The following is a 17,823-nucleotide window of genomic DNA, read 5'->3' on the forward strand; positions in this document are numbered from 1 at the left end:
ATGGATCTGGTCGCATGTTTTCGCCAACGGCGGTGAATCACAAGATTTTTCGGCGAAAAATCTTGGCGGGCCTCAGCCTTTTGCTTCTCGGATCAGACGCAGGATATCCTGCGCGGCCTCGGGGATATTGGTTCCCGGACCAAAGATCGCCTTCACGCCATGGTCATAAAGGAACTGATAATCCTGCTGCGGGATCACGCCGCCACAGATTACAATGATGTCCTCTGCCCCGGCTTTCTTGAGTTCCTCAACCAGTTGCGGCGCCAGTGTCTTGTGCCCCGCGGCCTGCGAGGAAATGCCAACCACATGCACATCGTTATCAACTGCGTCTTGCGCAGCTTCGGCAGGTGTTTGGAACAACGGGCCAACGTCCACGTCAAACCCAATATCGGCAAAGGCTGTGGCGATGACTTTGGCACCCCTGTCATGCCCGTCCTGCCCCATCTTGACCACCAGCAAACGGGGGCGACGGCCTTCGGCTTCGGCGAACTCCTCAATGGATTTCTGGATCGCAGCAAAGCCCTCATCACCTTCGTAAGCCGCGCCATAGACACCGGCCAAAGTCTTCACCTCGGCGCGGTGGCGGCCGAATTCTTTCTCCATTGCCATGCTGATCTCTCCTACGGATGCGCGGGCGCGGGCGGCCTCGACCGCAGCAGCCAGCAGGTTGCCACCCTCGCGGGCGGTCTTGGTCAGTGCGTCCAGCGCTTGTTGGCACGCAGCTTCGTCGCGGGTGGCGCGAATGCGTTCCAGACGTGCCACCTGAGCCTCACGCACGGCGACATTGTCGACGTCCAGGATGTCGATCGGATCTTCCTGTTCCTTGCGGTATTTGTTGACCCCGACGATAACCTCGTCACCCCGGTCGATCATCGCCTGACGACGGGCGGCGCTTTCTTCGATCCGCAGTTTCGGCATACCCGAGGCTACGGCCTTGGTCATACCGCCCATTTCCTCGACTTCTTCCATCAATGCCCAGGCCTTTTCGACCAGTTCATTGGTCAGGCTTTCGATGTAGTAGGACCCGGCAAGCGGATCGACCACATCGGTCACGCCGGTTTCTTCCTGCAGTACCAACTGAGTATTCCGCGCGATACGTGCCGAGAAATCGGTGGGCAGCGCAATCGCCTCGTCCAGCGCGTTGGTATGCAGCGATTGGGTACCGCCCAGAACCGCACTCATCGCCTCATAGGCGGTGCGGATCACGTTGTTGTATGGGTCCTGCTCTTGAAGCGACACACCAGAAGTCTGGCAGTGGGTGCGCAGCATCTTCGACCGCTCGGATTTTGCTCCGAACTCGGTCATAACCCGGTGCCACAAGGTGCGTGCGGCACGCAGTTTGGCAATCTCCATGAAGAAGTTCATGCCTATGGCAAAGAAAAACGACAGGCGTCCAGCAAATTTGTCCACATCCATCCCGGCCTGCGTTGCGGCGCGTACGTATTCACGCCCGTCCGCCAAAGTATAGGCCAGCTCCTGCACCAAGTTCGCTCCGGCTTCCTGCATGTGATAGCCGGAGATCGAGATCGAATTGAATTTGGGCATCTCATTCGACGTGAATTCAATAATATCCGAGATGATCTTCATCGAAGGATCGGGCGGATAAATATATGTGTTGCGCACCATGAACTCTTTCAGAATGTCGTTCTGAATGGTGCCCGACAGGACGGATTTGTCGTGCCCCTGCTCTTCGCCCGCCACGATAAAGCTGGCAAGGATGGGGATCACCGCACCGTTCATCGTCATCGAAACCGAGACCTTGTCCAACGGGATGCCATCGAACAGGATTTTCATATCTTCAACGCTGTCGATGGCCACACCAGCCTTGCCGACATCACCAACCACGCGCGGGTGGTCACTGTCATAGCCCCGGTGCGTCGCCAGATCGAAAGCAACCGAGACGCCTTGTTGGCCCGCAGCCAGATTGCGGCGGTAAAAAGCGTTCGATTCCTCGGCCGTCGAGAACCCGGCGTACTGGCGAATTGTCCACGGCCGCCCCGCATACATCGTCGCCTTCACCCCGCGCGTAAACGGACCGAAACCGGGCAACGATCCCATATGCGGAAGATTGGCAGTGTCCTCCTGAGTATAGAGCGGTTTGACGTCGATGCCTTCCAACGTCTCTTTCGTCAGATCCTCCAACGGACGCCCGCGCAGCTCTTTTTCGGCTAGCGCGTGCCAGTCTTTCGTATCGGTCATAGCGATATCCTTTTTTTAATTCGGGTCGCGCTGGGGCCTGGCCTGCGCGTTGTGGTGTTCGGACGGGTTGGTTCAGACAGCGCTTTACGCAAAATTTTGAACCTTTGATGCAATTCGCCGGTCGCATTCACCGACGCAGGGGCTATATTCAATTCAACAGGAGGCCCCATGATACGAACGCTTGCCCTTGTTTTCTCGGCACTATTCCCGTTGGCCGCCTTGGCTGCCGACGGGTCCGCACCGGTGGAAGACGAATTTGTTCGCCCTACTGGTGACAGCGATCTCAGTGAGTTTCTTTGGGTCAAACGGCCCATCGTCGTTTTTGCCGACACACCAGCCGACCCGCGGTTCCAGCAACAGATCGATATGCTGATCGAAGGCGAGGCAGCGATGCGCGACCGTGATGTGGTCGTGCTGACCGACACCGACCCTTCGGCGCGGTCTCCGATCCGGTCGCAGTTGCGGCCTCGCGGGTTCCAAATGGTATTCGTCGACAAGGACGGCGTGGTCAAACTGCGCAAACCGTCCCCATGGAGCGTGCGTGAAATCGGCCGGTCCATCGACAAAACCCCCCTGCGCGAACGCGAGATTCGCGAGCGGCGCCAGGGCGGCTGAACGCATTCGCCACGCCCAAAGCACCCGGCGCAAAACGCCGGGACCATTTGGATATATGACGATAGCGCGGACATGATCACTCGAACTCGATGATCACGTCGTCCACGGCTAGACTGTCGCCCGGGCCTGCGTTGATCTTGGCGACCACGCCTTTCTTCTCGGCGCGCAGGATATTTTCCATCTTCATCGCCTCGACCGTACAAAGCGCCTGACCTTCCTGAACTTCTTGACCGATTTCGACGTCGATCTTCACGATCAGTCCGGGCATCGGGCACAGCAGCATTTTTGAGGTATCAGGTGGCAACTTCTCAGGCATCAGCTTGGCCAGTTCCGCCTGACGCGGTGTACGGACATGAACTTTCAGGTCAGCACCTCGATTGCGAATACGGAAGCCGCCAGAGATTTTGCCGACCTTCAGAACAAGCGGAGCGCCGTCTACATCTAGCAACGCAAGCTGATCGCCCGGTGTCCAATCTGATGCAACACGCATCACCGCACCGTCAGTGAACGTAACCGTTGACCCGTCATGATCCGCCTCGATGGCAAGTTCGAAATCCTGACCTTGCAGGGTGACGGTCCAATCGGTTCCGACCTTACGCTCGTGATTATCCATGCGGCCCGAAACACGGGTGCGGCGAATCTCAGCAACACGATGCATCGCCGCGCATGAGGCCGCGATGCGACGCAAGTCGGTCTCGGGCAAGGTTACACCTTCAAACCCGTCGGGATATTCTTCGGCGATGAAGGCCGTTGTCATATCGCCGCTGACGAATTTCGGGTGATCCATCACAGCGGACAGGAACGGCAGGTTGTGACCGATGCCTTCGACCTCGAAACTATCCAGCGCTACACGCATCGCCTCAATCGCGGCTTCACGGGTCGGGGCCCAGGTACACAGCTTGGCGATCATGGGGTCGTAATACATGCTGATCTCGCCGCCCTCATAGACGCCGGTATCGTTACGCACGGCGGCCTCACCATTGGGCGCGTCACCCTGCCACTTGCCGTTGACCAACATCGGACCAGCAGCGGTTTCCTGCGGCGGGCGATAGCGGGTCAAACGGCCAATCGACGGCAGGAAGTTGCGATACGGGTCTTCAGCATACAGACGGTTTTCGATGGCCCAGCCGGTCAGGGTCACGTCGTCCTGCGTGATGGACAGAGGCTCACCCGCAGCAACGCGGATCATCTGTTCGACCAGGTCGACGCCGGTGATCAACTCGGTCACTGGGTGTTCCACCTGCAGGCGTGTGTTCATTTCAAGGAAGTAGAAGTTCTTGTCGCCATCCACGATGAATTCCACCGTACCCGCGCTGGCGTAGTTCACAGCCTTGGCCAGAGCGACAGCTTGTTCGCCCATCGCCTTGCGGGTTTCGGGGTCAAGGAAGGGCGACGGGGCTTCTTCCACGACTTTCTGGTTCCGGCGCTGGATCGAACATTCACGCTCGCCCAGATAAATCCCGTTGCCGTGGCTATCGCACAGCACCTGAATTTCGATATGGCGCGGCTGGGTCACGAATTTCTCGATGAAAATCCGGTCATCGCCAAACGAATTCGCGGCCTCGTTCTTGGAGGACTGGAACCCTTCGCGCGCTTCTTCGTCGCTCCACGCGATCCGCATGCCTTTACCACCGCCACCGGCGCTGGCCTTGATCATGACCGGATAACCGATTTCGTTCGAAATCTTCACCGCCTCATCGGCGTCTTCGATCAGGCCCATATAACCGGGAACAGTCGAAACACCCGCATCCTGCGCGATTTTCTTCGAGGTGATCTTGTCACCCATGCTTTCAATCGCACCAACCGGGGGACCCACAAAAGCCACGCCTTCGGCATCCAATGCCTCGGCGAATTTGGCGTTTTCAGACAGAAAACCGTAACCCGGATGCACCGCCTGCGCCCCGCTCTGGCGGATGGCATCCATCACCTTGTCGATCACAATATAGGACTGGTTCGCGGGCGGCGGGCCGATGTGTACGGCCTCATCCGCCATCGATACATGCAACGCTTGTCTGTCCGCGTCCGAGTATATGGCAACTGTGCCGATACCCATCTTGCGTGCAGTCTTGATGACCCGGCAGGCGATCTCACCCCGGTTGGCGATCAGGATCTTGTTGAACATGGAACGTCCTTTGTCTTGATGTTCTGGAAACGCAAAACGCCGCCGCAGGGCGTAAACCCTGCGACGGCGTGATGCGCAATGGCAACCGGAGCGGCGGGCGCCCCGAATTCTTGGTTAGTAACAGTTCTTCTGTGTTTTGCAGTACAGCACGTTGCCCGCAGCCCCGACTGCTGCGCCGACAAACGGATCCGCTCCGATGACCGCCGAACCCAGTGCCCCTGCGCCGCCGCCAAGCAACGCCTGTTCACCGAATGAGTCGCCGCAGGCAGCAAGGCCCGCGCAGGTCGCAACGGCCAGGAAGAATTTTGAGATTCGCATGTGTTCTGCCCCTTTAGATTTCTTGATGCATTGGGGCGCAGATGCCGGAACCAAGCGCTGTTATTCAATAACAAGCGCTGGAAATGGGTGTTTTGCGCAGATTTATGCCGCATTAAGCCTGCATTGTGCGCAAAGAAAAACGCGGGCAGGATTTTGTGGGTTTCACAAACCTGCCCGCGGAAGGAAGGGGTACGGAATAGTAGGTGCTTGTGCGGCGCAGGCAAAGTAGAGCCGCACGGCCCGATCACATTGCACGGCACAAATGAGGCCGCAAACAAAGTATTGTTTCCACCCAAATTTCCGGCCAGAATTCGCCCATAAGGCGAATTCCCGCGCAAAATCGTGCCGACACCGGGTCGTCCCGACTGGAAAACGCCATCCTCTGAATCAGTCACACTTCCGTTACAATTCGCGCTTCCGAGGCAGTTTTCTGCATGTGCAACATCACGTCTCAGTTCGCTGTTCCCATTTGAAAAAGTCTTTGCGAACGTATGGTTAACAGATCTGTTCACTTTGCTGTGAAAAATATCGACTCTTTGCACAATTTTGCTTGAGGAAAACGGCGCTTTCTTTGCCGTTCTCGTGATTTCCCCCACTGACGTTTGCGTGAAACTTTGCGTGGGCACACTCGCACACAAGGAATCAACTGCATGATTACAAATAGAAAAAAGGCACTCTTGCTTGCTGCCTCTGCGCTTAGCGTCACGGGCACGCTCGCGCTCGCTCAAGATGCCGGAACCCAGGCTGAACTGGATGCGCTGCGCGCCCGCGTCGAGGCGCTGGAGACCGCAAATACCGGCTCTGGGGGCGGAGACGGAGACCTGAGGATCGGAAACACCACCTTGGATCTCTATGGCTACGTCAAGGCCGACTTTTTCTACGATACGGATTTTGAACTTGGCGATTTGGCCGATACGTCGCGGATTGGTGAGCCCCAATTTGCCACGGATGGAACCTTTGGCGCCACGGTTCGCCAATCTCGGGTCGGATTGCGCACGACGACGCCAAGTGCGTTGGGCGATATCGGTGGTCAACTGGAACTGGATCTTTTCTCCGGCGGTACGGACGGTCCGGCCGAATTGCGTCTGAGACACGCCAACATCACAATCGGTGACCACTGGTTGATCGGTCAGTACTGGACCAACTTCCAGCCGCTGGATACCTACCCGACCTCTGTGGAATTCAACGGCCCCGTTGGTATCCCCTTCGCGCGTGTCCCTCAGGTGCGCTTTACGAATAAGATTGGCGGCAACGCAACCTTTGCCCTGTCGGTTGAAGAAAATGTCGGCGCTTCGAATTCCGACGATCCGGTTCTGACGGCGTCGGCGGAATACAATGACGGGAAATACATCGCCCGAGCCTCGGCCTTGTACGGCAGGGCACAATCCGGTGATGTCGAAGTTGATCAAACCGGCTTTACTCTGTCGGCTGGTATCCGTCCCTGGGAAGGTGGTCTGTTTCAGGTCAACTACGTCGACGGCGAAGCGCTTGGCCCCTATCTGATCGGCTTCGGGGACGCCATCGTCAGTGGAGAGGCCAACGACGTTGACGGCTTTACCGTCGAATTCCGGCAGCAAATTAGCGAAAAGTGGAATGTCGGCATTGCCTATGGCGAAGAAGATTACGACCTGCCCACCTCGACCGGAACTCTGGCTTTTACCGAGCTTGAGACAATCCACGTCAATGCCTTCTACAAGGCAACCGACGACCTGACGTTCAGCGCCGAATATTTCTTTGGCGAACGCAACGACGCGTCTACAGGCCGGACATTTGACTCGGACCGAGTTCAATTCGCGGCCCAGCTGAATTTCTAGGCACACAAATCCACCCTGCCCGATCCTGGGCAGGGTTTTTTCCGAAGTTTCCCCCGAATGGATATGCGCGACAGCGGGTTGCACGGATCAGCGTATCCCGTCGAAGATATCGGGGAACGACATGCGCGCCGCGTCCAAATCAATCACCAGCAGCGCATCATAGCTGGCCGGATCGAACGGATCTTCGGCCGCGATCACCTCACGCTCGAACAACCAACTTAGGCGACCGGCGTCCAGGTTGCCACGCTCGAACGGCTGGTCTCCGAAATTCTGCCACAGCGCTTCCATAAACGCCGCATCCGCACGGCGATCGGCGGGTTTGCGGTCACGGAACCGCTCGCGCCGGGCAATCGGGGTTACGCCCTTGGGATTGGCGCGGCGAATGGTGAACTGAAAATCAGTTCCGGCCAGACGTCCGGGGAATCCGCGGTGCTTTAGCATGCCAGCACCTCATTGTTCGATGTATTCGGGGAAACAAACTCGTACCTGATTGCAGACGGGGTCATTTCGCGCACCTCCAAAGTCGCTTTGGTGTCTAGGAACGCTCGGACGTGGTGAAAACGGGGTTTCATGGTCAGAGCCCCTCCCAGATACATTGGGATTGCTCCAACCGGTAGGCTTCAAAGTACTGAGTTGCGTCAGGTGAAGATCGCCCGAATTCAAGGGGTCGATCAGACAAGGAGATTACGACCCGCGCCGGATCAAGCTCGTATTTCGCGACATAGGCCACCGCAAGGGTTTGGCACAGATGTTCCATGTCCACCGAGGCCACATCATACCCGATCCGTCCAACGTCCGATCCGATCTTGGGCGCGATAAAACGGAACCTGACCCACAGCTCGCCCGGGTTGTTGTCCAGCAGCACATCACTCAGATGCACGGGCTGACCAGAGGGGACAGGCAACAGGTTTTCGGGTTGAGCGATTGCTGGGGAAGTCCATGCCAGAAACGCCAGTACAAAAGCGCGATCCCAGACCCACAAGTGGGCTCCTCTCTCCGGGATCGCGTGCGCATGGCTTTCGGCCGGCGCGTGTTTGTATCTGGTAAGACGTCTCATCTAGCAGCTTTGGCCTCAAAGTCAAACGTAACGACAGTTACCCTTGCCACGACCCGCCCAAGGAGCATTCTGCAAAGGGCAGGTCATTCAGCGCAGTCCGTTACAGCGGAATGTTGTCGTGCTTTTTCCACGGGTTTTTCAGCTGCTTGTTGCGCAAGCTTGCAAACGCGCGCGACACTCGACGGCGGGTGGATTGCGGCATGATCACCTCGTCGATGAAACCGCGCTCAGCCGCAACAAAGGGGTTGGCAAAGCGATCTTCGTAGTCCTGCGTGTGCTGCGCGATCTTCTCGGCATCGCCCAGATCGGCACGGTGGATGATCTCAGTCGCGCCCTTGGCACCCATCACCGCGATTTCAGCTGTGGGCCAAGCATAGTTGAAATCGCCGCGCAGGTGCTTGGAGGCCATAACGTCATAGGCGCCACCATAGGCTTTGCGAGTAATCACGGTGACCTTTGGAACCGTCGCCTCACCATAGGCAAACAGCAGTTTGGCGCCGTGCTTGATCACCCCACCATATTCCTGCGACGTCCCCGGCAGGAATCCGGGCACGTCCACCAGCGTCAGGATCGGGATTTCGAAACAGTCGCAGAACCGCACGAACCGTGCTGCCTTGCGCGAGCTGTCGATATCCAGACATCCGGCCAGAACCATCGGCTGGTTCGCCACGACACCCACAGTCTGTCCTTCCAACCGGATGAAACCAGTGATGATGTTCTTGGCGTAATCTTCCTGAATTTCGTAGAAATCGCCCTCATCCGCCACTTTGGTGATCAGCTCTTTCATGTCGTAGGGCGTGTTGGGATTGTCCGGGATCAAAGTATCCAGCGAGGTTTCAACCCGTTCGGGGCTGTCAAAGAACGGACGAACGGGCGGTTTCTCTTGGTTGTTCAGCGGCAGGAAATCGACCAGACGGCGCACCTCGGCCAGTGCTTCGACGTCGTTTTCAAACGCGCCATCAGCGACCGAGGACTTCTTGGTGTGGGTCGACGCACCACCCAGTTCCTCTGCCGTGACAACCTCGTTTGTCACGGTTTTCACCACATCGGGGCCGGTCACAAACATGTACGACGTGTCTTTGACCATAAAGATAAAGTCGGTCATCGCCGGGCTGTAAACCGCACCGCCCGCACATGGCCCCATGATCACGCTGATCTGAGGAACGACGCCCGAGGCCATGATGTTGCGCTGAAACACTTCGGCATAACCGGCCAGCGATGCCACGCCTTCTTGGATTCGCGCACCCCCCGAGTCGTTGATTCCAATTACAGGCGCGCCGTTTTGGATCGCCATATCCATGATCTTGCAAATTTTCTGCGCATGGGTTTCCGACAGCGAACCACCAAACACGGTGAAATCTTGGCTGAACACATAGACCATGCGGCCATTGACTGTGCCCCAGCCGGTGACCACACCATCACCCGCAGGCTTTTGATTTTCCATCCCAAAGTCAGTGCAACGATGGTTGACGAACATGTCGAACTCTTCGAAACTGCCCTCATCCAACAACAGTTCGATCCGCTCGCGTGCTGTCAACTTACCGCGGCCGTGCTGCGCGTCGATACGCTTTTGCCCACCCCCAAGACGGGCGTCGTTGCGGCGGTCTTCAAGCTCAGTCAGGATGTCTTTCATGGCGCTAATTCCCTGTGAAATTTAGGCGGACACTATACGCACGGATGCCGTTGCCAAAGTACATTTCGGCAAATTTGCAAACCTTTGGCAACAAAGTTATGGAAAACTGTAAAATTGCTAAGTTTTATACTGAAACACGGTCTTGGATAGCATTCCCTGAAACGGTCACTATACATGTGAACCATGCAGTTTAGTTCGCCTATGGCGCGTCGATCGCCACCCACCATTTTCACGCTGGTTTTGCTGTCGGGGCTGTCTGCCCTCAGCCTGAACCTGTTCTTGCCCAGCCTCCCAAATATGGCGCTGCATTTTCAGACCGACTACAAGGTCATGCAACTTTCCATCGCGCTGTACCTGCTGGTCAATGCGGTGCTGCAGGTACTGATCGGCCCGATTGCGGATAAAGCGGGGCGTCGCCCGGTTTTACTATGGGGATTGGCTCTGTTTCTGATCGCCACGCTGGGCTGTATCTATGCGCCGACGGCCGAGGTTTTTCTAGCCTTTCGAATGTGCCAGGCCATCGTGGTGGTCGGCATGGTGCTGAGCCGAGCAGCCGTCCGGGATCTTTATGATCAGGATCAGGCGGCCTCGATGATCGGCTATGTGACCATGGGCATGGCCATCGTACCGATGATCGGCCCTGCCATCGGCGGCCTGCTTGAGGAAAGCTTTGGTTGGAAAGCCAATTTCTGGCTGCCTTTCGGCCTGGGCGCTTTGACGCTGGCCTTGACCTTTGTCGACTTTGGGGAAACCTCCGCCAAAAGCGGTAAAACGCTGGTACAGCAATTCCGGGAATATCCAGAGCTGCTGCGCTCACCTCGGTTCTGGGGCTATTCCTTGTCCTCTGCCCTGTCTTCGGGCGCGTTTTTTGCCTATCTGGGCGGCGCGCCCTTCATCGGTACGGAATTGTTCGGCCTCAGTGCCGCGCAGGTCGGCATCTATTTCGGCGCTCCTGCTGTCGGGTATTTTGTCGGCAATTTTCTCAGTGGTCGATACTCGGTCAGATTTGGCGTGAACCGGATGGTATACTGGGGATGTTGGCTGAACGCGATGGGTGTTGCCTTGTCGGCCATCCTGTTTCTGGCAGGTTTTGGCACCGCGCTCAGCTTCTTTGGCCTCATGACCTTTGTGGGCCTTGGCAACGGCATGACGATCCCCAACGCGACCTCGGGCGCCCTGTCGGTTCGTCCGCATCTGGCCGCCACCGCCTCGGGCCTCAGTGGCGCGATCATGCTGGGCGGTGGTGCGGGCCTCAGCGCCCTGGCCGGGACGCTGCTGACCCATGAAACCGGCGCCATGCCCCTGCTTTGGCTGATGCTGGCAACATCGGCGCTGGCGATCTGCGCGATTGCGTCCGTCATCCGACGCGAGAGGCAACTGGGCTTGTAACACAGCTTGCACCGCATGGTTTGCAAAGTTAGCTTGCCACAACGGAAAAGTTGCAAAGAAACGCCATGGCCACTCAAAAGCTATATGCCGGTGCGAAACTGCGCGAAATGCGCACGCGCCTGACCCTGACGCAAAAGGAATTCGCCACCAAATTGGGCGTCTCTTTGCCCTACTTAAACCAGATGGAGAATAATAACCGGCCGATCTCGACCACAGTTGTTCTGGCTCTGGCACAGGAATTCGGTATGGATGTGACCGAGCTGAGCACCGGCGACAGCGAGCGTCTGGTCTCGGACATGCGCGAGGCTTTGGCCGACCCGGTTTTCGATGACGCCATACCACCACTGGCCGATCTGCGCCTGACGGCCTCGAACGCCCCTGCGCTGGCGCGCGCGTTCATCGCACTGCACCGCACCTATCGCCAAACCCATGAACGGCTCGCTTCGCTGGACGAAGCTTTGGGTCGCGAGGACGCGCAGATTCAGGCCAGCCCCTGGGAAGAGGTGCGTGACTTTTTCCATTATTGCGACAACTACATCGACGCGGTCGACCGCGCGGCCGAACATTTTTCGACCCGCGCTGGTAAGGCCGATGGCATAAGGGCGGAAGCGATCAACAGTCTTAATGAGCGCGACATTCGGGTGCAATTTGTCGATATCCCCGAAACACGGAAATACGACGCTGACAGCAAGACACTGCAACTCTCGTCCCGTATCGCGCCGCAAACACAAGTGTTTCAACTGCTGCTGCAGTTGGCGCTTATCAGCCAGGACAAACTGCTCGAAGCCACCCTGGACTTCGCCAAGTTCCAAAGCGAGGAAGCCCGCGCCATCGCCAAGATCGGTTTGGCCAACTATTTCGCCGGGGCGTCGTTGATGCCTTACGACGCCTTTCTGACTGCAGCGCAGGATTATCGCCACGATCTGGAACTGCTCAGCAACCGGTTCGGCGCGTCAATCGAACAAGTGGCACACCGGCTTTCGACACTGCAACGCCCCGGTGCCAAAGGCATCCCGTTCTTCTTTGTCCGCGTTGATCAGGCTGGTACGATTACCAAACGCCATTCGGCCACTCGCCTGCAATTTGCACGTTTCGGCGGTGCCTGCCCCCTATGGAATGTCCACCGTGCCTTTGAAACGCCCGGCCATTTCCTGCGGCAACTGGCGGAAACACCCGACGGCGTACGCTATATCTCTCTGGCTCGGGATGTTTCGAAATCGGGCGGTTCCTATGGCGCGCCGGTACGTCGCTATGCCATCGCGCTTGGTTGCGAAATCCGCCACGCCGAAGCGCTGGTCTATGCCGACAATCTCGACATCAATAACGCCAGCGCCTATGAGCCCATCGGCATCTCGTGCCGTATCTGCGAACGGCAAACCTGCCACCAACGCTCGGTCCCGCCACTGGAACGCCGCCTGTCGATCGACGCCCACACCCGTGGAACCCTGCCATATAAGGTCACCTGATCTTCACCTGGCCTGAAAGTACTTCGGGGGGAGACGCGGCCTGCGGCGACGGGGGGCATCGCCCCCGCCTTAAGGTTTAGGCTTTCGACAAGATCGCCCAGATCTCATCCTTGAGCGCCGCGCGCTTCTTGCGCATTTCACCCTCGGTTAGATCTTCGACGGGTTCGATGTTGGTCTCGGCCCGATGCACGATGCGGTTGATCTCGTGATACTCATCCGCCAGCCGGGCAAAATGTGCATCTGCTTGCTTGAGCTGGCTCATCAGCTCGACCTTGTCCGGAAACTCTTCGGCCAGTTCATGCGGGGTGTGGGACATTCCTGTTCGCTCCTCAAAATATGTCGTTGCGATTCAGGTCTATACGTCTTTTCCACACCCTGCTTTGACGCGGATCAAATCACCGCTGCGCTGTTGCCCATGCCGGATGAATCCACGGACGGTCATTGGCTTTTGGCAGGGCTTCTTTACCCAACAGATGATCCGACATTTTCTCACCGACCATGATCGACGGCGCGTTGAGGTTGCCGTTGGTGATCTGCGGAAAGATCGAGCTGTCGGCGACGCGCAGGCCGTCCACACCAATCACACGACCCTCAGGATCGACCACCGCATTCTTGTCATCGGCCCGACCCATGCGACAGGTACCGCAGGGGTGATAGGCGCTTTCGGCATGTTCGGCGATGAAGCCATTCAGCTCTTCGTCTGTCTGCACGTCGGCACCCGGCTGGATTTCCTTGCCCGCATAGGGTTTGAACGCATCTTGCCCGAAAATCTCGCGGGTCAGGCGGATACATTTGCGGAAGTCCTCCCAATCCGTTTCGTGGCTCATGTAGTTGAACCGGATCACCGGCGCGTCCTCGGGCTTGTTCGAACGCAGCGTGACAGCCCCGCGCGAAGGCGAACGCATCGGCCCTACATGCGCCTGAAAGCCATGCCCCTCGGCCGCCGCCTGCCCGTCATACCGGACAGCAATCGGCAGGAAGTGATACTGGATGTCCGGGTATTCGACACCGGGGTTCGACCGGATGAAGGCCGCGCTTTCGAACTGGTTCGACGCGCCAAGGCCGGTTTTGGTAAACAGCCACTGCGCCCCGATCAAGCCCTTGCTGATCAGGTTCCAGTGCTTATACAGCGTGATCGGCTGCAGCGAAGCCTGTTGGATATAAAGCTCCAGATGGTCCTGCAAATTCGCCCCCACACCGGGGCGATCAGCGACAACTTCGATCCCATGTTCGGCCAGATGTGCCGCCGGACCAATGCCCGACAACATCAGCAGCTTGGGCGAGTTGATCGAGGATGCGGCCAACACCACCTCGCGCCGCGCACGGATAATTTCCTTTTTACCACCACGCACCAGCTCAACACCCGTCGCACGGCCGTTCTCTATCACCACGCGCGCGGCCAGCCCGCGCACGATATCGCAGTTTTCACGATTGAGCGAAGGCTTCAGGTAAGCATTCGCAGCCGACCAGCGCCGCCCTTTCCAGACGGTCTGCTCCATCGGGCCAAAGCCTTCCTGTTTTTCGCCGTTATAATCTCCAGTGACTTCATAGCCAGCTTGCTGACCAGCATCTACAAAGGCCTGAAACAGCGGATTTTCACGGGGACCGCGCGAAACATGCAGCGGCCCATCAGTGCCGCGCCATTCAGGATCACCACCATGGCCACCATCATGCCAGGTCTCCATACGCTTGTAGTAGGGCAGCACATCCGAATAGGACCAGCCATCAGCCCCCATCTCGGCCCAGGTGTCAAAGTCACGCGCATGACCGCGTACATAGACCATGCCGTTGATCGAGGATGACCCACCGATCACCTTGCCACGCGGACAGGCCAGACGGCGGTTATTCAGGTGCGGCTCAGGCTCGGAATGATAGCCCCAGTCATAGCGCGACATATTCATCGGATAGCTCAGCGCCGCGGGCATCTGGATGAACGGACCGGCATCGGTGCCGCCATGTTCGATCACCAGAACCGAGGCCCCAGCCTCGCTCAGGCGATAAGCCATCGCGCATCCTGCGGATCCTGCGCCAACGATGACGAAATCTGCTTCCATTATTTGGTCTCCATGCCCCGCCGAACCAAGTTGCGAATTTTCGGCGAGGTATCTTCGATTAGGTTGATAAGTCTATTCGCCACGCGGAAAACGAGCGTTTTCCTCGACGACATTCAGATCCATGTGATTGCGCATGTAGCGTTCCGACGCCTTTTGCAGCGGCTGGTAATCCCACGGGTAATACCCACCCTGCCGCAGCGCCTCGTACACCACCCAGCGGCGGGCCTGGCTGGCGCGAATATCCGCGTCGAACTGATCCAGATCCCAACGGGCCTCGGACTTGGCGCGCAGCGTTTCCAGCGTTCCGGCATGCGATGGGTCTTCGGCCAGATTGGCCTGTTCGTGCGGGTCGGCTTCAAGATCGAACAACTGGTCCGGGTCCAGCGCACAGCGGTTATATTTCCACTTGCCATAGCGCAGCGAAACCAGCGGGGCATAAGACGCCTCGGCCGCGTATTCCATTGCTACGGGCGCGGTGCGCTCAACGCCCTTGGCCAGCGGCACGAGGTCTTCCCCATCGGTCCAAGGTTCGATCTCGGCCATGTCGACACCTGCCAACGCACCCAATGTCGGCGTCACGTCGATTGTCGAAACTGGCGTGCCGATCCGGCCGGCAGGCAAGTCAGGGGCCGAAATCATCAGCGGAACACGGGACGAGCCCTCGAAGAAGGTCATCTTGAACCACAATCCACGCTCACCCAGCATATCGCCGTGATCCGAGACAAAGAGGATGATCGCCTCTTGCCGTGTACTTTCCAGCACTTCAAGAATCTCGCCTATCTTGTCGTCCAGATACGAAATATTGGCAAAATAGGCGCGGCGGGATTTGCGGATATCTTCTTCGGTGATGTCGAAGCTGCGCCAGTCATTGGCGTCAAAAATCCGTTTGGAGTGCGGGTCTTGGTTGTCATAGCCAAGGTCCGCGACCTCGGGCAGCAGATGTTCGCAATCCTCGTACAGGTCCCAATACTTGCGGCGCGCCACATAGGGATCATGTGGATGGGTAAAGCTGACGGTTACGCACCAGGGTCGGTCATCCTTACCGCGCGCCAGATCATACAGCTTGGTTTTGGCGTTATAGGCGACCTCGTCGTCGTATTCCATCTGGTTGGAAATCTCGGCCACGCCTGCGCCCGTCACCGAGCCCATATTGTGATACCACCAATCAATCCGTTCACCCGGTTTGCGGTAGTCGGGCGTCCAGCCGAAATCGGCCGGATAGATATCGGTGGTCAGGCGATCCTCGAACCCGTGCAACTGATCGGGGCCGACGAAATGCATCTTGCCGGACAGGCAAGTGTAATACCCCGCACGGCGCAGATGGTGCGCATAGGTGGGGATGTCGCTGCGGAACTCAGCGGCGTTGTCGTAGACGCCGGTCCGCGACGGCAACTGGCCCGACATAAAGCTGGCCCGCCCCGGCGCGCATAGCGGCGAGGCCGTATAAGCATTGGCGAACCGTGTCGACCTTTCCGCCAATTTCTTCAGATTGGGTGCATGCAGCCAATCTGCGGGACCATCTGGAAAGAGTGTCCCGTTGAGCTGATCCACCATCAGGATCAGAATGTTCGGTTTTGTCATTTTTCAGCCTCGAGCAGAGTGTTGAGGACACGCAATGCGTGATTAACCGCCAGTTGCGGCTTTTTCGGCGCGCTCAGCGCGGCGCGGATATACAGCCCGTCAATCAGAGCAATCATATTCTCGGCCGCTTCGACCGGGTCGCTCATCAACGGGCGCAGGGCATCAATAAGATTGGAACGGATACGCGCCTGATAGATCTGCCACAGGCGCAGCGCGTCATCGTTGGTTTGGGCCAGAACGTAAAACGTCATCCATGCGGCAATGACATCGGGCGTAAAGCACGAGGGCGCAAAACAGGCCCGGATGATGGCCTGCGCCCGCTCCTGCGGTGCGGCTGCCTTAAGCTCGCTGCGCGCCTCGGCGCCGAAATCGGACAGGATGCGTTGCATCGCCGCCAGAAAAATCTGGTCTTTGCCACCGAAATAGTGATGCGCAAGGGCGCTGGACATGCCGGCCCGCTTAGCGATTTGGCTGACGGTCACATCTAGGGATTTCTTCGACCCAAGCTCGGCAATCGTCGCCCGGACGATTGCGTCTCGGCGGATCGGCTCCATTCCGAGTTTCGGCATAGCTATCCCCTCCCTATGACTGGTAGGAAAACGCTACGGTGTTTTTATTGACTCGTCAATCAATAACCATTTCCGCACGCTGAAACCTGCTAGAGTTTTGGGGCTATACTGGGCGTGGTCAGGTTGCTGCGGTTCAGAACCGCTTCGCGCCAGGCGATGAAGCTGACGGCAGACAGGATTAACGTACCCCCGGCAACAACCCAGATGTCAACACTTTCGTGAAAAACCAACGCACCCAGCAGCGTGGCCCAGATCAATTGCAGGAAGGTCACCGGCTGCGTGACCGCCACCGGAGCCGCCTGCAAGGCCAGCGTCATGAAATAGTGCCCCGCGGTGGCAAAGCAGGCGACCAGAAACAAAACCCAGATGTCACGCAAGCTGGGCGGCTGCCAAACGGCGATGGCAAAGGGTATCAACGCCAGTGTCACCCAAATCGACAAATGCGCCACGACCACCGATGGTGGAATATCGCGCACCAGCAGTTTGGCCAGCAGGTAGGACCCTCCAAGCAGCAGAGCAGTTCCTAACATGGCCAGGTGACCGGTCGAAACCTCTCTGAACCCCGGGCGCAGGATGATCACCACTCCGACCAACGCCACCATTATCGCCGCAATCCGGCGAAAGGCCAGCGGCTCACCCAAGAACAGCGCCGCACCCAAAGTGACATAGACCGGCGTCATATAGTTCATCGCAGTGACCTCGGCCAAGGGGATCTGGGTCATTGCATAGAACCACAGCATCACAGCAAAGGCGTGAATGATCCCACGCAGCCCGAACAGGGTCAGATGACGCTTTGTGACATGGGTCGACAGGATCAAACGCAGGGCCGGCAACAGAAATACCAACCCCAGAGCATAGCGTATGAATGCCGCCTGGATCGGACTCATTGTTGTACCCAGCGATTTGACCAAGGCCGTCATCACCACAAAGGACAGCCCGGCGGCAAACATCCAGAACATGCCCGCAAGGGGCCGGTATGAGGTGGCAGACGTTTTCATGCCGAAAC

General features: G+C 57.8%; 15 protein-coding genes. 4 read left to right on the forward strand and 11 right to left on the reverse strand.

Features of this window, described 5'->3' with window-relative positions; translation table 11 throughout:
• Positions 1 to 72: 72 nt before the first annotated feature.
• Complete coding sequence (scpA, locus tag GOX21_RS09660; RefSeq protein ID WP_170374428.1) at positions 73 to 2,199, reverse strand: methylmalonyl-CoA mutase; 2,127 nt, start codon at positions 2,197 to 2,199, stop codon at positions 73 to 75.
• A 168-nt stretch (positions 2,200 to 2,367) separates the two neighbouring features.
• On the opposite strand from scpA, the gene GOX21_RS09665 reads away from it, so the two are divergent.
• Positions 2,368 to 2,814, forward strand: a complete 447-nt coding sequence (locus GOX21_RS09665) for a DUF4174 domain-containing protein (RefSeq protein WP_170360357.1) — start codon at positions 2,368 to 2,370, stop codon at positions 2,812 to 2,814.
• A gap of 76 nt (positions 2,815 to 2,890) precedes the next feature.
• Here the strand turns inward: GOX21_RS09665 and GOX21_RS09670 are convergent, their stop codons facing one another.
• Both GOX21_RS09670 and GOX21_RS09675 read right to left on the reverse strand, forming a co-directional pair.
• Positions 2,891 to 4,936, reverse strand: a complete 2,046-nt coding sequence (locus GOX21_RS09670) for an acetyl-CoA carboxylase biotin carboxylase subunit (protein WP_170374427.1) — start codon at positions 4,934 to 4,936, stop codon at positions 2,891 to 2,893.
• A gap of 114 nt (positions 4,937 to 5,050) precedes the next feature.
• Positions 5,051 to 5,254: a hypothetical protein gene (locus GOX21_RS09675; RefSeq protein ID WP_170347982.1), complete on the reverse strand. Its 204-nt coding sequence runs from the start codon at positions 5,252 to 5,254 to the stop codon at positions 5,051 to 5,053.
• Between the two features lie 650 nt (positions 5,255 to 5,904).
• On the opposite strand from GOX21_RS09675, the gene GOX21_RS09680 reads away from it, so the two are divergent.
• Positions 5,905 to 7,068, forward strand: a complete 1,164-nt coding sequence (locus GOX21_RS09680) for a DcaP family trimeric outer membrane transporter (protein WP_170347981.1) — start codon at positions 5,905 to 5,907, stop codon at positions 7,066 to 7,068.
• An 87-nt stretch (positions 7,069 to 7,155) separates the two neighbouring features.
• Here GOX21_RS09680 and GOX21_RS09685 read toward each other — a convergent pair whose 3' ends face one another.
• The 3 genes from GOX21_RS09685 to GOX21_RS09695 all read right to left on the reverse strand — a co-directional run bounded on the left by GOX21_RS09685 (position 7,156) and on the right by GOX21_RS09695 (position 9,758).
• A complete protein-coding gene (locus GOX21_RS09685; protein WP_170374424.1) occupies positions 7,156 to 7,509 on the reverse strand; it encodes a hypothetical protein in 354 nt (117 codons plus the stop codon).
• A 133-nt stretch (positions 7,510 to 7,642) separates the two neighbouring features.
• Positions 7,643 to 8,125, reverse strand: a complete 483-nt coding sequence (locus GOX21_RS09690) for a DUF6497 family protein (RefSeq protein WP_254428519.1) — start codon at positions 8,123 to 8,125, stop codon at positions 7,643 to 7,645.
• Positions 8,126 to 8,225: 100 nt separating this feature from the next.
• The gene (locus GOX21_RS09695) at positions 8,226 to 9,758 is read right to left on the reverse strand and encodes an acyl-CoA carboxylase subunit beta (protein ID WP_170347979.1); all 1,533 of its coding nucleotides are present in this window, start codon (positions 9,756 to 9,758) and stop codon (positions 8,226 to 8,228) included.
• Positions 9,759 to 9,941: 183 nt separating this feature from the next.
• Between GOX21_RS09695 and GOX21_RS09700 the strand changes: the two genes are divergently transcribed.
• Positions 9,942 to 11,147 (forward strand): multidrug effflux MFS transporter, encoded by a 1,206-nt coding sequence (locus GOX21_RS09700; protein WP_170347978.1) that lies wholly within the window; start codon positions 9,942 to 9,944, stop codon positions 11,145 to 11,147.
• 65 nt (positions 11,148 to 11,212) lie between these two features.
• Positions 11,213 to 12,613, forward strand: coding sequence for a helix-turn-helix domain-containing protein (locus GOX21_RS09705; protein ID WP_170347977.1), 1,401 nt, complete (start codon positions 11,213 to 11,215; stop codon positions 12,611 to 12,613).
• Positions 12,614 to 12,689: 76 nt separating this feature from the next.
• On the opposite strand, the gene GOX21_RS09710 is transcribed toward GOX21_RS09705, so the two are convergent.
• From GOX21_RS09710 to GOX21_RS09730, 5 genes are all read right to left on the reverse strand, one after another.
• On the reverse strand, positions 12,690 to 12,929 hold the full coding sequence (locus GOX21_RS09710) for a YdcH family protein (protein ID WP_170374421.1): 240 nt from the start codon (positions 12,927 to 12,929) through the stop codon (positions 12,690 to 12,692).
• A 79-nt stretch (positions 12,930 to 13,008) separates the two neighbouring features.
• Positions 13,009 to 14,667 (reverse strand): choline dehydrogenase, encoded by a 1,659-nt coding sequence (gene betA / locus GOX21_RS09715; RefSeq protein WP_170347975.1) that lies wholly within the window; start codon positions 14,665 to 14,667, stop codon positions 13,009 to 13,011.
• Between the two features lie 72 nt (positions 14,668 to 14,739).
• Positions 14,740 to 16,248 carry a choline-sulfatase gene (gene betC / locus GOX21_RS09720; RefSeq protein WP_170374418.1) on the reverse strand — a complete coding sequence of 503 codons (1,509 nt, stop codon included), beginning with the start codon at positions 16,246 to 16,248 and terminating at the stop codon, positions 14,740 to 14,742.
• On the reverse strand, positions 16,245 to 16,817 hold the full coding sequence (gene betI / locus GOX21_RS09725) for a choline-binding transcriptional repressor BetI (protein WP_170347973.1): 573 nt from the start codon (positions 16,815 to 16,817) through the stop codon (positions 16,245 to 16,247). The genes betC and betI overlap by 4 nt, the downstream gene beginning before the upstream one ends.
• Positions 16,818 to 16,906: 89 nt before the next feature.
• Entirely contained in the window at positions 16,907 to 17,815 is a 909-nt protein-coding gene (locus GOX21_RS09730) for a DMT family transporter (protein WP_170374416.1), read from the reverse strand.
• Between the last annotated feature and the right edge of the window lie 8 nt (positions 17,816 to 17,823).

Source organism: Ruegeria atlantica (assembly GCF_013032005.1).
Lineage (GTDB): Bacteria > Pseudomonadota > Alphaproteobacteria > Rhodobacterales > Rhodobacteraceae > Ruegeria > Ruegeria atlantica_A.